This is a genomic window from Pseudooceanicola sp. DL12, assembly GCF_056270665.1.
In genome coordinates, this window is sequence record NZ_CM149884.1 from 4,027,379 (window position 1) to 4,042,302 (window position 14,924).

At 68.4% G+C, this 14,924-nt stretch carries 12 protein-coding genes; 4 read left to right on the forward strand and 8 right to left on the reverse strand.

Features of this window, described 5'->3' with window-relative positions; all coding sequences use genetic code 11:
• Positions 1-10 precede the first annotated feature (10 nt).
• Both AC0WR5_RS18875 and AC0WR5_RS18880 read right to left on the reverse strand, forming a co-directional pair.
• Positions 11-1,759, reverse strand: a complete 1,749-nt coding sequence (locus AC0WR5_RS18875; protein WP_475865350.1) for a heparinase II/III family protein — start codon at positions 1,757-1,759, stop codon at positions 11-13.
• Positions 1,760-2,066: 307 nt separating this feature from the next.
• Entirely contained in the window at positions 2,067-3,500 is a 1,434-nt protein-coding gene (locus AC0WR5_RS18880) for an RsmB/NOP family class I SAM-dependent RNA methyltransferase (RefSeq protein WP_475865351.1), read from the reverse strand.
• 66 nt (positions 3,501-3,566) lie between these two features.
• Here AC0WR5_RS18880 and AC0WR5_RS18885 point away from each other — a divergent pair, with 66 nt between their 5' ends.
• Complete coding sequence (locus tag AC0WR5_RS18885) at positions 3,567-3,785, forward strand: DUF1674 domain-containing protein (protein ID WP_475865352.1); 219 nt, start codon at positions 3,567-3,569, stop codon at positions 3,783-3,785.
• 307 nt (positions 3,786-4,092) lie between these two features.
• On the opposite strand, the gene pnp is transcribed toward AC0WR5_RS18885, so the two are convergent.
• Positions 4,093-6,225 (reverse strand): polyribonucleotide nucleotidyltransferase, encoded by a 2,133-nt coding sequence (gene pnp / locus AC0WR5_RS18890; protein WP_475865353.1) that lies wholly within the window; start codon positions 6,223-6,225, stop codon positions 4,093-4,095.
• Positions 6,226-6,772: 547 nt separating this feature from the next.
• On the opposite strand from pnp, the gene AC0WR5_RS18895 reads away from it, so the two are divergent.
• Positions 6,773-8,131 (forward strand): serine hydrolase, encoded by a 1,359-nt coding sequence (locus tag AC0WR5_RS18895; RefSeq protein ID WP_475865354.1) that lies wholly within the window; start codon positions 6,773-6,775, stop codon positions 8,129-8,131.
• Between the two features lie 36 nt (positions 8,132-8,167).
• Here AC0WR5_RS18895 and AC0WR5_RS18900 read toward each other — a convergent pair whose 3' ends face one another.
• From AC0WR5_RS18900 to map, 5 genes are all read right to left on the reverse strand, one after another.
• Positions 8,168-8,923 carry a phytochelatin synthase family protein gene (locus AC0WR5_RS18900; RefSeq protein ID WP_475865355.1) on the reverse strand — a complete coding sequence of 252 codons (756 nt, stop codon included), beginning with the start codon at positions 8,921-8,923 and terminating at the stop codon, positions 8,168-8,170.
• Positions 8,924-9,150: 227 nt separating this feature from the next.
• On the reverse strand, positions 9,151-9,420 hold the full coding sequence (rpsO, locus tag AC0WR5_RS18905; RefSeq protein WP_475865356.1) for a 30S ribosomal protein S15: 270 nt from the start codon (positions 9,418-9,420) through the stop codon (positions 9,151-9,153).
• 333 nt (positions 9,421-9,753) lie between these two features.
• Entirely contained in the window at positions 9,754-10,272 is a 519-nt protein-coding gene (locus tag AC0WR5_RS18910; RefSeq protein WP_475865357.1) for a DUF1643 domain-containing protein, read from the reverse strand.
• Between the two features lie 13 nt (positions 10,273-10,285).
• On the reverse strand, positions 10,286-11,191 hold the full coding sequence (truB, locus tag AC0WR5_RS18915) for a tRNA pseudouridine(55) synthase TruB (protein ID WP_475865358.1): 906 nt from the start codon (positions 11,189-11,191) through the stop codon (positions 10,286-10,288).
• Positions 11,192-11,299: 108 nt separating this feature from the next.
• Positions 11,300-12,052 carry a type I methionyl aminopeptidase gene (map, locus tag AC0WR5_RS18920; RefSeq protein WP_475865359.1) on the reverse strand — a complete coding sequence of 251 codons (753 nt, stop codon included), beginning with the start codon at positions 12,050-12,052 and terminating at the stop codon, positions 11,300-11,302.
• A 414-nt stretch (positions 12,053-12,466) separates the two neighbouring features.
• Between map and AC0WR5_RS18925 the strand changes: the two genes are divergently transcribed.
• Together AC0WR5_RS18925 and cydB are read left to right on the forward strand one after the other, a co-directional pair.
• The gene (locus AC0WR5_RS18925; RefSeq protein WP_475865360.1) at positions 12,467-13,891 is read left to right on the forward strand and encodes a cytochrome ubiquinol oxidase subunit I; all 1,425 of its coding nucleotides are present in this window, start codon (positions 12,467-12,469) and stop codon (positions 13,889-13,891) included.
• Between the two features lie 2 nt (positions 13,892-13,893).
• On the forward strand, positions 13,894-14,916 hold the full coding sequence (gene cydB, locus AC0WR5_RS18930; protein WP_475865361.1) for a cytochrome d ubiquinol oxidase subunit II: 1,023 nt from the start codon (positions 13,894-13,896) through the stop codon (positions 14,914-14,916).
• The last annotated feature ends 8 nt before the right edge of the window (positions 14,917-14,924 follow it).

The window sequence follows — 14,924 nt, forward strand, 5'->3', positions numbered from 1 at the left end:
CCAGAAGCTGTCAGGTCAGGTCACTCGTCAGCGGATCCTCTTCCCGGAACAGGTCCCGCGTGGTAAGCGGAGTATCCTGTGCCTTGGCAAAAGACCAGCGGATGCGGGTCGCATACTGCATCGCGCGTCCGGATAGAACTATTTGTTTGCTCGCCCGGGGCTTGATCCGGTCACGTTCCAGATAGACCGAGGCCGACAGCGCCATCCCCTGCTTGCCGTCGTGACGGAACACCCAGACCTCGCCGCTCTTCAGCGCCAGCGACACCGCGGCGCCGCCCATGTCGAGGCCTGCCTGCACGTCGGGATGCAGGTGGAAATGGATCCGAAAGGGGATTCCCATCAGCTTGCGCTTGTCCATCGCCTTGTCAAAACGGCGCTTTTCGGCATCGGTCAGGCAGAGCAGCATGTCCTCACCGCCCAGCCCCCGCCCATCCGGCGAGAGCTCGATCCGTCGCGCATGGGTCAGGCCATGGCTGCGCACATAGCCGTCGTGCCCCACCTCGAGAACCATGCCATCGATGCCCCGCGTCAGCTCGACCGGCACGTTTTTCGGAACGGTTTCAAACTCTTCGCCGCGCAGTCCACGGCCCGACGACAGCCGCGAGGAGGACAGCCCGTCAAGCTCCAGCGTGGAATGGCTGGGCGTGGCGCGACCGGCGCGGCGGAAATCATGGCCGAAACTCTCGCCCGCGCCGCAGTTCACCACCACCGGGCGCCGCCCCGAGGTCAGCTCGAACGCCAGGGTCGAGGCATGAGCCCGGATGCTGACACGGCCCTTGGGCGGCGGGGCCGCATCCACGATCACGCTGGTCCGGCCCGTGGAAAGGCGCGCGTAACCCATTGAAAGTCCGTCATCCTTCGGGGCCGAGATCCCTGAGGCCGCCAGCGCCTGATCAAGCCGCCCCTCGCCGCCCGGCCCGCCGCCGTGAAACCGGGCCAGGGCGCCATCGGCATGGCGCAAGGTGCGCAGGGTGGGCGCGATCCGCACGATGGCCGCGCGGTGCTGATGCCCGACCGCATGGCCGGCATCCTCCAGCGCCTCTGCGGCCCAAGTCAGCAGGGTGAAAATTTCCAGCAATTCCTCGGGGTTGCGGGTGACGATTCCGCCGGTGCCGTCAATCTGCTGCGGCGCCTCGCGCTCCAGCGCAGCCAGCGCCGGGGCCAGGTGCCCCTCCATCCCGTTCAGCGACAGCCCAGCATAGATCAGCCCGGTCAACGCCTCGAACCGCGGCAACCCGGGCCGCGCAGCCTTCCACCTTCGTGACAGGAAAATCGTTTGACGACTGAGGCTTAGATAATAGTCGGCTGCCGCCCCGGCCTCCAACGCGCGGAGCAGGAAGAGCGCGTGGCTGATCCAGCGGATCAAGCGGCGCCCGGCCAGGTCGGGCACCCAGCCCGCCCCCTTGCCGCGCCCATAGAGCGCGATCCACTCCGCCACCCAGGCCTGGGCCGTCTTCCGCGCCGCCAGGTCCCCCACCGCCGCCAGGTCATCGAGCCATTCGAACCCGTGCAGCGCATCGAGGAAATCGCCGTCCGGCACCTCGATCCGCCAGGGAGAGGCATCACGTTTCGTCACCAGGGAGCCAGCGAAAAAGTAATTGCCTGCAAGCAGTTGCCGCCCCCGCGCCACGCTGCCGATGGACCGCGGCTCGGGCTGCCAGGTCAGGCCGGTCGCAGGCCTGGCCATGGCCGCACGCAGGGCGGCCAGACGGTTTGCGGCCCGTCCGCCGCGGGTCGCGTGGCGCTCGGATAGGGACATGTGCCTGCCTTGTATGGGCAGCCCCTGCGGGCCGCCTGTGGTCGCTCGTCAGCCGTCGTCAGATGCGGCTCTGCCCCACCCTAGCGCGCCGCCGCCGACCTGTCATGCCGCAATGCAACAAAGGCCGCGCCGGCTCGGCCGGCCCGGGGGGGGCTTCGGGACAAAACGCCCGCCAAACGGGCCCGATGCCCTACCCCCAATACGGCCCCGAAATGGCCCCGTTTCGGGGCATCGGTCCTTTTCTGCCCGCAGGCGGTCCCGATCCCCTCCCGGTCCCCTCCCGATCCCCTCCGGCGCCCCGGCGGCGTCAGCTGCGCCGCAGCATCGCCATGTAGAAGCCGTCCATCCCGCCGAGGTCGGGCCAGAGATCCGGGGTCAGGCGCAGCCCGCCCTCCTCGGTCCGCCAGGCCGGATCGACACCGGGCAGATCCAGCGCGGCGCGGTCGACGGAAAGATCGGGATGCCGCTCCAGCGCCTCCTCGACCTGGCATTCGCCCTCGTCCGGCAGCAGCGAACAGGTGCAGAACACCAGCCGCCCGCCCGGCTTCAGCAGCGAGAGCGCATGGTCGAGCATGGCCGATTGCAGCGCGATCAGCTCGCCGATCTCGGCGCCGTCACGGGCCAGCGGCAGGTCGGGGTGGCGGCGGATGGTGCCGGTGGCCGAGCAGGGCGCATCGAGCAGCACGGCGTCATAGGCGCCCTTGTGGGCGAGGCCATCCTCGGCCAGCACCCGCGCCTTGAGCCCGGTACGGGCAAGGTTCTGATGCAGGCGCTTCAGCCGCGCCTCGGAAAGATCGACGGCGGTGACCTCGGCGCCGGCAGCGGCGAGCTGCAGCGTCTTGCCGCCCGGCGCGGCACAGAGATCGAGCACCACCTCGCCCGGCTTCGGCGCCAGGATCCGCGCCGGCAGGGCGGCGGCGGCATCCTGCACCCAGAAGGCGCCCTCCTCGTACCCCGGCAGGGCCGAGACCTGCTGGCCGGCATCGACGCGCACCGAGCAGGTGGGCAGCAGCACGCCACCGGTGGCCTCGGCCAACTCGGCGGCCTTTTCCGGGCTGCGCGGCGTCAGGTCGAGCGGCGCGCCGGCGGCATGGGCGGTCTCGAAGCCAAGGATGCGCTCGCGGCCATAGGCCTCGGCCAGCGGCTCGCGCAGCCAGTCCGCGAGACGCGGGGCGCGCAGCTTCTGCCATTCCTCGGCATTGGCGGCGATCTTGCGCAGCACCGCGTTCACCAGGCCCTTCATGTGGCCCTGCTTCGGGATCCGTCCGGTGATCTGCACCAGGTCGTTGACCACGCCATGGGCGGCGCCCCCGGTGCAGAGCTCAAAGGTGCCCAGGCGCAGCACGTTCAGCACCGGCAGCGGCGGCTGCTTCTGCAGCGGCTTCGCCAGCATGCGGTCGCAGCGCTCGAGGTTGCGCAAGGTCTCGGTGGCCAGCCGCAGGGCGCGGGCGCGCTCGGGCGCGGCCATGGCAGCGGTCCAGGGGGCCTCGCGCAGCTCCGACAGCAGCCGCGGCGCCTCGCCCAGCACATCGTTCAGCATCCGGACGGCAGCCGCGCGGGCCGAAGGCGGTGCCTTGGGCGCACGCTCCTGCGGCTGATCCTTCTGCACGCCCTTCTGGGGGGCACGGCCTTTGTCACCAGGCTTGCCACGGGTCTTGCCACCGGGCTTGCCCCCCGGCTTGCCAAGGGACTTTCCGGCCGGCTTTCCGGAGCGGGGTTTCGGGGATCTGGGCGGTTGCATGGGCCTGGCCTTCTTGCGACGGGTCGGTGAGCGCGTATATCATGGAAGAGACCGAAAGGAATGCCCATGTCCGAGACAACTGACGACACGCCGCAGGATCTGCAGCAGACCGCACCGCGCGACCTGCCCCCCGCCGCGCTCCGCGCCCTGGCCGAAGCGGCCGAACGCCGCGCCCGGGCCGAGGCCGAGGCAAAACCCCTGCCCAAGGAATACGGCGGCCGCGACGGCCCCGAGCCGGTGCGTTACGGCGATTACGAGAAAAAGGGAATCGCGGTCGATTTCTGACCACCGATGCCGATCCGCATGAGGGCTGCAGCTGCCCGCCCCCGCGAGGGGGCCGGGCGGCTGCGTCCGCAAAGCGAACAGTCACCCCACCGGCAGCTGCTGCACCAGCTGAACGCCGGCATGGGGATATTTATGGCCAGATGAAAGAGCGCCACCGCTCCCCTGTCATCTGGCAGGAAATATCCCGGGGGAGGCGGCCGCAGGCCGGCGGGGGCAGAGCCCCCCTGCCCCGCCCGCAGATATCCCTGACCAAAGAAAAAGGCCCCGCACCATGGCGGGGCCTTTCCTGTTTCCGGAGGAAGGAGGCTTATTCGGCCTCTTCTTCCTTCTTCACTTCTTCGCCGGTTTCCTGGTCGACCATCTTCATCGACAGGCGCACCTTTCCGCGATCGTCGAAGCCCACCAGCTTGACCCAGACATCCTGGCCTTCTTTCAGGACATCGGAGGGGTGATTCAGGCGACGGTTCTCGATCTGCGAGACATGCACCAGGCCGTCGCGCTTGCCGAAGAAGTTCACGAAGGCGCCGAAATCGACGATCTTCACGACCTTGCCCTTGTAGATGGCGCCTTCTTCCGGCTCGGCGACGATGGAGTAGATCATGTCGTGTGCCTTCTGGATGGCTTCACCGTCGGACGAGGCGATCTTGATGATGCCGTCGTCGTTGATGTCGACCTTGGCACCGGAGGTTTCCACGATCTCGCGGATGACCTTGCCGCCCGAGCCGATCACTTCACGGATCTTGTCGGTCGGGATCTGCATCGTCTCGATGCGGGGCGCATGGGCAGAGAACTCGGCCGCGCCGGAGAGTGCCTTGTTCATTTCGCCCAGGATGTGCAGACGGCCTTCCTTGGCCTGGGCCAGGGCGGTCTTCATGATCTCGGGCGTGATGCCCTGGACCTTGATGTCCATCTGCAGCGAGGTGATGCCCGCTTCGGTACCGGCCACCTTGAAGTCCATGTCGCCGAGGTGATCCTCGTCGCCCAGGATGTCGGTCAGGATGGCGTATTCACCGTCGTCTTCCAGCACCAGGCCCATGGCCACGCCGGCCACGGCGGCCTTGAGCGGCACGCCTGCATCCATCATCGAGAGCGAACCGCCGCAGACGGAAGCCATCGAGGAGGAGCCGTTCGATTCGGTGATCTCCGACACGATGCGGATCGTGTAGGGGAAATCGGTGGCGGCGGGCAGAACGGCCTGAAGGGCGCGCCATGCCAGCTTGCCGTGGCCGATTTCACGACGGCCCGGGGAACCAACGCGGCCCACTTCACCGACCGAGTAGGGCGGGAAGTTGTAGTGCAGCATGAAGTTCGACTTGAAGTTGCCGTGCAGCGCGTCGATGAACTGTTCGTCATCGCCGGTGCCCAGCGTGGTGACCACGAGGCCCTGGGTCTCGCCACGCGTGAACAGCGCGGAGCCGTGCGTACGGGGCAGGATGCCGGTTTCGGCCACGATCGGGCGCACCTGGTTGGTGGCACGGCCGTCGATGCGCTTGCCGTTCTTCACGACATCGCCGCGCAGCACGGCGGATTCCAGCTTCTTCAGGGCAGAGCCGAGGTTGGCATCTTCGAGCTGTTCCTCGGTGAGGCCGGACTTGATCTCTTCCTTGACGGCGGAAACGGCAGCGGTGCGCTCCTGCTTGTCCAGGATCGCGTAGGCGGCGCGCATCTTCTCCTCGCCGGCGGCCTTCACCACGGCGTAGAGCTCGGAGTAATCCGGCGACTGGAAGTCGAAGGGCTCCTTGGCGGCGGATTCGGCCAGGTCGATGATCAGGTCGATGACCGGCTGGATCTGCTCGTGCGCAAAGGTCACGGCGCCCAGCATCTCGTCTTCCGTCAGCTCGTAGGCTTCGGATTCCACCATCATCACGGCATCCTTGGTGCCGGCGACAACCAGGTCGAGACGCTGCTCGGGATTGTTGCGCAGGCCCTGCATGTCGTCGACGGAGGGGTTCAGCACGTACTCACCGTCGGTGAAACCGACGCGGCAGCCGGCGATCGGGCCCATGAAGGGCGCGCCGGAGATGGTCAGCGCGGCCGAGGCGGCGATCATGGCGACGATGTCGGGATCGTTGACCAGGTCGTGGCTCAGCACCGTGCACATCACCAGGACTTCGTTCTTGAAGCCGGGGGCGAAGAGCGGGCGCACGGGACGGTCGATCAGGCGCGCGGTCAGCGTTTCCTTCTCGGTCGGACGGGCTTCGCGCTTGAAGAAGCCGCCGGGCACCTTGCCGGCAGCGTAATACTTCTCTTGGTAGTGCACGGTCAGCGGAAAGAAATCCTGGCCGGGCTTGGGCTCCTTGGCGAAGGTCACGTTGGCCATGACCGAGGTTTCGCCGAGCGTTGCAATGACGGACCCGTCGGCCTGACGGGCGACCTTGCCCGTCTCGAGGGTCAGGGTCTCTTCACCCCATTGCATGGATTTGGTTGTTACGTTGAACATCAGCGTATCCTGTCTGGAAGCTCTCCCGGGCCCTCCCGGGTCTTCCGTTTGCATGGTGGCCCCATTGCCACCGACCCCATCATCCTTTGCTTCACGGCGCGGGGGTCTGCGCGCCACGTCTCAGATGGGCGGGCCATACACGCATTTCACGAATTTGGAAACATCCCGCGGCAAAAAACCACTCTGCACACGTGCGGAGCCGGCGGTTTTGCGGACAGTCTCGGCCCTTTGCCGCGCACTGCCGGGAATCACCGCATTGACGGGGGGCCGGCGCGAGCGTCAGCGGCCCCCGCGAGACCCGCCGAGGTGCCCCCTCCGGAAGCCGCACGGGGTCTCTACAGGAGGGATCCACAGGGCCTCCGGGCGAGGTTGCCGCAACGGCACCCACAGCGGCGGGGTCGAAGCCCTCCGAGATCGCCCCCGAGATCGCCCCTGAGGTCACGTCCGACCTCACTCCGAACATCGCCCGGAAATGCCCCGGCGGCCGGCCGCCGCGGGCGCGGCTATCCCCTTTCCTCGGCTTCGGCCAATGCGTAGAAGTGGTTGCATGACCAACGCGTTTTTCCCCCAGGCCCGTCCATCGGCCATCCGGCGCGCCCCCCCGCGGAGCCTGCGCGCGGCGCTGCGCTTCGGCACCGCCCTCTGGCTGTCGCTTGCCCTGCTGCCGCCCCTGCTGGCGCCCCCGGCCGCCCAAGCCCAGCAGGCCCCGACGGGGCCCGCCCCTGCAGCCGGATCCGCGCCCGCGACCACGGGGTCGACCACGGGTGCCACCAGCGAAACCGCCACCGTGCTGTCGCCCGCCGCCGACACCCCCGAGACGCTGCGCCTGAAGGCCCTGCTGAAGGCCCCGGTCGAGGAGCGCGACTTTACCCCGGAATTCCTGCTGCAGGTGCCGCTGCCGCAGCTGCGCGCGGTGCTGGCCCAGGTCTCGGCCGCGCTCGACGGCGAGGAGATCACCGTGATCCCCGCCGGCGAAGGCTATGCCATCAGCGACGGCAGCATGCAGGTGCCGGCGCGCATCGCGCTGGATGCCGAAGACCGCGTGGCCGGCCTGTGGTTCGGCGGCGCCGAGGCGATCGCCCCCGCGCTCGATGCCGCGCTGGCCGCCCTGCGGGCGCTGCCGGGGCGGATGTCGCTGATGGTGATCCGCGACGGCGCGGTGCAGATCGGCGACAGCACCGACATGCCGCTGGCGGTGGGCTCGGCCTTCAAGCTGGGCGTGCTGGCGGCGCTGAAGCGGCAGGTCGAGGCCGGCACCCGGCACTGGGACGACACCGTCACCCTGGAGGCGCGCCACCGCTCGCTGCCCACGGGCATGCTTCAGGACTGGCCCGCCGGCACCACGATGACGCTGGAGAGCCTGGCCGCGCTGATGATCTCGCAGAGCGACAATACCGCCACCGACGTGCTGATCGACGTGCTGGGCCGCGAGGCCGTGGCCGAGGCGCTCGGCGCGCCGCAACCGCTGACCACGCGCGAATTTTTCACCCTGCGCGCCGATCCGGTGCTGGCGCGGCTCTATGATGCCTCGGATCCGGCCATGCGGCTCGACATCCTGCAGGACATCGCCGACGACCCGCTGCCGCCGGTGACGGCGATCACCGGCCCGGCGCTGCACGGGGTGGAATGGTACCTGCCGGCGACGCAGCTCTGCACGCTGATGGCAGACGTGGCCGACCTGCCGCTGATGACGATCAACCCCGGCCCCGCCGCCGGCCAGGGCTGGTCACGGGTGGCCTACAAGGGCGGCTCCGAGCCGGGGGTGCTGAACCTGACGAGCCAGCTCGATACCGACGGCGACCGCTACTGCGTGGCCTTCACCATGAACACCGACGAGCTGGGCCGCGAGGAGGACGCGGTGCAGGCCTATCGCACCCTGTTGCAGGCGCTGAAGACGCAGGACTGAAGGCGCGCGCCGCTCTCTCTCTCGCGCGCCCGCTCCTCACATCGCGATGCGGACAAGGCCGCCGGTCTGCCCCTCGAGCACGCCGTGCTCGGGCCCGGTCGGCTTGACCATCGCGTCGAGCAGAACCGACGTCGGCGTCCAGTAGGGCACGTACCATTCCTGGTCGACCTCGAGGATCAGCACCCGGTCCGCCTCGGCGTCATAGGCCCCGATCACCGAGACATGCGGCCCGTCCCAGTCGCCGGTCACGACACCCTGGTTGAAATAGACCAGCAGGGCATCGGCGGCGGATGTCTCGTTCTCGCTCAACATGCCGCGCAGGGTGGCCAGGGTCTCTGCACTGGCCTCGGCCGGGTGAAAGCTGGTCACCGTGGCGGGCATGTCATTGGCAGCCAGCGCCTCTCCGGTAAAGGTCACCAGCTGGTCGAAGGTCACGCCGTCGCCGCCCTCGGCCGAAACCTCGGCCCATTTCGGATCGCCGGTCAGCTCCAGCATCTGCTCCTGGGTCGTCACCGTGTCCTCGGCATTGGCGGGCAGGCCGCGCAGCCCGTTCAGCGCCCCGGTGACCGCGGCGATGGAACAGGCCGAGGTGGTGAACTGCGGCTTGATGAAGGGCGCAAAGGCCCAGAAATCGGGCGCCTCGTGGCTGCGCACATAGGCGGCATCGGCGGTGATCGGCACGGCATCGGGGCCCAGCTTGGGCAGCGGCGCCTCGGCACCCTCCTGGGCCAGGGCCGGAAGCGCGGCCAGCATCAGCGTGGCCGCGAGGGCCGGAAAAAGGCGTTTCGTCATCTGCGGGAACTCCTCGAAAGAGATAACGCTCCAGCAGAGGGCCGCCTTGCCCCGCCGGTCAATCCGGCGCAGACAGCCCGGCCCGGCGGACGTCGCGTCATCCGCCCCGATCCCGGCGCAAAAGATATGATCAAATGCAGAACGCCCGCTCCTTTCGGAACGGGCGTTGCATTGGGATCATCCGTGTCACGGCCTGCCGGAGCGGGCCGCAGGGACGATTGCGTGGCTCAGCGACGCAGACCCAGACGTTTGATCAGGTCCTGGTAACGGGCCTCATCCTTGCCTTTGAGGTAGTCCAGCAGCTTGCGGCGCTGGGCAACCATCATCAGCAGACCACGGCGGCCGTGGTTGTCTTTCTTGTGGATCTTGAAGTGCTCGGTGAGCGTTGCGATGCGCGAGGACAGGATGGCGACCTGGACTTCGGGCGAACCGGTGTCGCCTTCCTTGGTCGCGTATTCCTTCATCAGGCGTGCTTTTTCTTCAGCGGTAATCGACATCGGGATCTCCTAGGTTGAAGGGTGAGGGCACAAGCCGGGATGTCGTCCAGCAGGGTCCATGGAGGATTCGCCCGGTTCCCCGGGTGAAGTTCGGGCTGATAGAGCATTTCCCCCCGCTTGGGAAGCCCCTGCGCGTCTCAGCCTCCCGGGCACAGGCCTTTCATCTTTCCCCAAATACGGACATCCCGCCGCCTCCCCGGCAGATGCCGCCTCCCGGGCGCCCCCCTGTCAAAGCCGCATGGCCGACCAGATGACAAAGGGCACCACGTCCCCCCTTCATCTTTCCCGAAATACGGCCGCCGGAGGCGGAACCGCGTCCCGGGCGCCCCGCTGTCAGCCCTCCCGCCACTCCGCCGGCTGCGTCGCATAGGCCACGTAGAGCGGATGGCGCGGGTGGCCCTCCTTCGTCAGGCCCAGGTGGCCCAGCCGCCGGCCCGTGCCGCGCAGCAGCGCCTCGACCGCGGCGCCACGGCCCCGGAAGGCACCATGCACGCCCCATCCGCAGAGGATCAGCCCCTCACCGCCCACCCAGGCGGCCGCATCGGCGAGCGCGGCATCGTTCTCCGCCCCCATCGGCTCTTCCGCCTTCTTCAGCAGCGCCGGAGAGGTCTCGCGCCAGGCAAAGAGGTTGCAGGCGCGAAATCCGCCGTATCCCAGCGCCCGCGCCCGGCGCTCGCAGCGCTCGATGGTGGGGTCGTTCTGCACCTCGGTGGCCTTGGAGGGGTTCAGCATCACGTAGAGCAGCCGCGGCCCGCCGCCCCATTCCCGGGTCAGCGCATAGCGATAGCGCTCGCAGGGAGAGTAGAGCGCCGTGCTCTCGGCGTCGCCCTTCAGGAACCGCCGTTCGATCACCGGATCCCGGGCCTCACAGGTTGAACACCCGGCTCGGGTGCAGCTCGCCGCCGCGCAGGGTGCCCACGGCCACCGGCTGGCCGTCGAAGCTGGCCCAGCAGTCCTCGCCATAGTCGACGCCGCTGGCGATCACCATGCCGGGGTTGCCGTGGCGCAGGCGCACCGCGCCCTCGGCCGTGGCCTTGACCTCCGGCAGATCGGCCAGGCCCAGCTCCAGCGGCAGCAGCTTCCCGTCGAGCTCCGGCGTGCGCGCCAGGGCCTCGATCTCGTCCATCTTGATGCCCTGGCCGGCCTCGAACGGCCCGGACCAGACCCGGCGCAGCCATTTCACGTGGCCATAGCAGCCCAGCGCCTCGCCCAGGTCGCGGGCAATGGCACGCACATAGCCGCCCTTGCCGCAGACCATCTCGAGCATCACGTGGTTCTCGTCGGGGCGGTCCAGCAGGATCAGGCTCTCGACAAAGAGCGGCCGCGCGGCGATCTCGAAGTCCTCGTCGTCGCGGGCGCGCTTGTAGGCCCGTTCGCCGTCGATCTTCACCGCGGAAAACTTCGGCGGCACCTGCATGATGTCGCCCACGAAGGTATGCAGCGCTTCCTTGATCTCCTCGTCGCCGGGGCGCGAGACGCTCTCGGCGATCACCTCGCCCTCGGCATCGTCGGTGTTGGTCGCCTGGCCCAGGCGCACGGTAAAGACATAGGCCTTCATCGCGTCGGTGACGAAGGGCACGGTCTTGGTCGCCTCGCCCAGCGCCACGGCCAGAACGCCGGTCGCCTCCGGGTCGAGCGTGCCCGCATGGCCCGCCTTGTTGGCATTGAAGGCCCAGCGCACCTTGTTCACGACGGCGTTGGAGGTCAGCCCCGCAGGCTTGTCCACCACCAGCCAGCCGGAAATGTCGCGCCCCTTGCGTCTGCGTGCCATTCTGCCCCTCGTCCGTCACCTGAGATCAATCGAAGGCCGGCAGGTACAGCCCGCCCGGCCCTGCGTCAAGCATCCAGCACTGCCGCCGCTCCTCCCCCGCCCGGCGCCTCAGCCCGGAAGCGTCATGATCATCGCGCCGCGGTCGGTGGCCACCACGGTATGTTCGTATTGCACCACCGGCGCCGAGGGGTCGGCATAGAGGGTCCAGCCGTCCTCGCCCTCGTTCGCCCAGCGCCCGCCGGTCGACAGGAAGGGCTCGACCGTCAGCACCAGCCCGCGGGTCATCTGTCGGCGGTCGTTGCGGGTGGGCCAGGTGGCGATCTCTCCGGGGTATTCATGCAGCGACCGGCCCACGCCGTGGCTGGCCAGGTTGCGGATCAGCGTATAGCCGCCCGCCCGGGCAAAGCGCCCGATGGCCTGGCCGATGCCGGCGAGGGGGCGGTTGCTGCCCACCTGGTCGATGCCGATCTCCATGGCGCGGCGCCCGTCGCGGCAGAGCTGCGTCAGCAGCGGATGCGCCGCCGGCCCGACCTGGAAGCTGGCGCCGGTATCGGCGAAAAAGCCATTCTTGCTGGCCGAGACGTCGATGTTCACCAGGTCGCCCGCCGCGATCACCCGGGTGCCGGGGATGCCATGGGCGATCTCCTCGTTGACGCTGATGCAGGTGACCCCGGGGAAGTCATAGGCCTGTTGCGGCGCCGAGACGGCGCCCTCGCGTTCCAGCAGCCTGGCCCCGATCCCGTCGAGCTCGGCGGTGGTCATGCCGGGCTCTGTCGCCGCCATCATGTCGCGCAGCACATTGGCCACGATGCGCCCGATTTCCTTCAGCGCTTCCAGCTCGTCTTCCTGCGTGATCGTCATCTGTCCGTCGTTCCCAATGGTCCCTGTTCCGTTGCGGGCCCCGTAGATGGCCCCTGCACAAGCCCCTGCACAGCCCCGTACACAGCCCCGTGGATGGCCCCTCGCGGGCGCCCAGGGATCCTCCGACATGGTGCCGGAAAGGCCCCGCACGGCCATCCTGTTTGCGCCAACCGCTGACAGATAATCCCCCGTCCCGCCACGCAAAAGAGCAGTTCCCGCCGCCGGCGCCGCCCGCGCCGTGCAACCGGACCACATGTCCGATCAACTTACCTCGCAGTCAGATTGTCGTCTTGATGGAATCGTGCGCCCTTGCCTAGGATTCGCCCGGGCAGGCCGCCGCAGCATCGCCGCGGCCAGGCAAGGGGGCACAGACCATGCAGAGGATCACGCGGACACCGGGCCGGAGGCATCACCATGGAGTTTGATCCCGTCCTGATGTCACGGCTTCAGTTCGCCTTCACCGTCACCTTCCACGTGATCTTCCCCTCCTTCACCATCGGCCTCGCGGCCTGGATCACCGTGCTCCAGGGCCTCTGGCTGAAGACCGGGCGCGACCATTACAATCAGCTCGCCCGCTTCTGGACCAAGGTCTTTGCAGTCTCCTTCGGCATGGGCGTCGTTTCCGGCATCGTCATGTCCTACCAATTCGGAACAAACTGGAGCGCCTATGCCGAGGGCATCGGCAACGTCATCGGCCCGCTGATCGGCTACGAGGTGCTGACGGCCTTCTTCCTCGAGGCCACCTTCCTCGGGCTGATGCTGCTGGGCTGGGGCCGGGTGCCGCCCTGGCTGCATTTCACGGCCTGCCTCTGCGTGGCGCTTGGCACCACGCTCTCGGCCTTCTGGATCCTCTCGGCCAACTCCTGGATGCAGATGCCCACCGGGCACGAGGTGATCGACGGCAAGGCCTATCCCGTCGACTGGATGAAGATCATCTTCAACCCCACCTTCCCCACCCGCCTCGCGCACATGGTGACGGCGGCCTACATCACCACCGCCTTCGTGGTCTTCGCCTCGGGCTGCCGCTGGCTGCTGCAGGGCAAGTCCCTGGAAAAGGCCAGGACATCGGTGCGCATGGGCCTCGGCCTGCTGATCGTGCTGGTGCCGCTGCAGGGCTGGTTCGGCGACAGCTCGGGCCTGTCGACGGTGGCGCATCAGCCCGCCAAGCTGGCCGCGATGGAGGCGATCTGGGGCCCCGAGAGCGAGGAGAGCACCCCGGTGCCCTGGGTGGCCTTCGCCTGGCCCGACATGGAGACCCAGACCAACAAGTTCGAGATCTCGATTCCCTACCTGGGCTCGATCCTCTTCACCCGCTCGCTCGACGGCACGGTGCAGGGGATGAAGGATTTCCCCGCCGACGACCTGCCCTATGCGCCGCTGCCCTTCTTCGGCTTCCGCATCATGGTGGCGCTCTGGGGCGTTATGTTCCTCAGCGTGATCGCCGGCGGCTATCTCTGGGCGCGCGGGCGGCTCTTCACCGCCACCGGCTACCTGAAATATGCCCATTACCTCTGGCCCATCGGCTTCGTCACCGTCATCGCCGGCTGGTACACCACCGAGACCGGGCGGCAGCCCTGGGTCGCCACCGGCATCCTGCGCACCGCCGATGCGGTCTCGCCCGTCTCGGGCGGGGCGGTGGCCTTCACGCTGCTGGCCTTCGCGGTGGTCTACGGCATCATCTTTGCCGCCGGCGTCACCTATATCGCGCGCATCCTGCGGGCCGGCCCCGGAGAGGATGACGGCAGCGAGAGCGGCCCGCATCCCGAGACCAGCGGGCTGAGGCCGCTGGCAGGCGCCGCCGATGCACCCGCCTCCGCAACCACCGCACCGGGAGAGTGACCATGGACAATTCGCTGTTCCTGACAGAATGGGTGCCGGTGATCTGGGCGGTGCTGATCGCGGTCGCCGTGGCGCTCTACGTGCTGCTCGACGGCTTCGACCTTGGCATGGGCATCCTCTTCCCCCTCTCCCGCGACGAACGCGAGCGCGACCAGATGATGAGCTCCATCGCGCCCTTCTGGGACGGTAACGAGACCTGGCTGGTGCTCGGCGGCGGCGGCCTCTGGATTGCCTTTCCCGGCGCCTACGGCATCATCATGCCGGCGCTCTACCTGCCGGTCATCGGGATGCTGCTGGCGCTGGCCTTCCGCGGCGTGGCCTTCGAGTTCCGCGAGGTCTCGAAACCCGATCACCGCTGGTGGGACACCGCCTTCTGGCTCGGCTCCACCGTCGCGGCCTTCTTCCAGGGGGTGATCCTCGGCACCATCGTGCACGGCATCCCGGTGGCGAACGGCCAGTTCGCCGGCGGCTCCTTCGTCTGGCTGCACCCCTTCGCGCTGATCTGCGGGCTGGGCGTGGTGGCGGGCTATGCGCTGCTGGGCTCCGGCTGGCTGATGATGCGCGTCACCGGCCCGCTGCGGGACAAGGCCGCCGACTGGGCGCCGCCGCTCCTCGGGGCGCTGCTGCTCTTCATCGTCGTGGTCTCGGCCTGGACCCCGCTCGCCAGCCCCGAGATCCGCGCCCGCTGGTTCACCATGCCGGATTTCTTCTGGCTGCTGCCGGTGCCGGTGCTGACGGCGCTCCTCGCGCTGATCGCGGCCAGGGGCGTGCGCGACGGCCGCGGCTTCATGGTCTTCGTCTCGACGGTTGCGCTCTTCCTGCTCTGCTTCATCGGGCTGGCGATCTCGGTCTACCCCTACCTGGTGCCCTTCTCGATGACGCTCTGGCAGGCCTCCGCCGCCCCCGAGAGCCAGCTTTTCCTGCTCCTCGGCGCCATCCCGATGGTGCCGATCGTGCTGATCTACACCGGCTTCATCTACTGGACCTTCCGCAAACCGGTGGCGCCCGGCGAGAGCTATCACTGAGGGCGGGG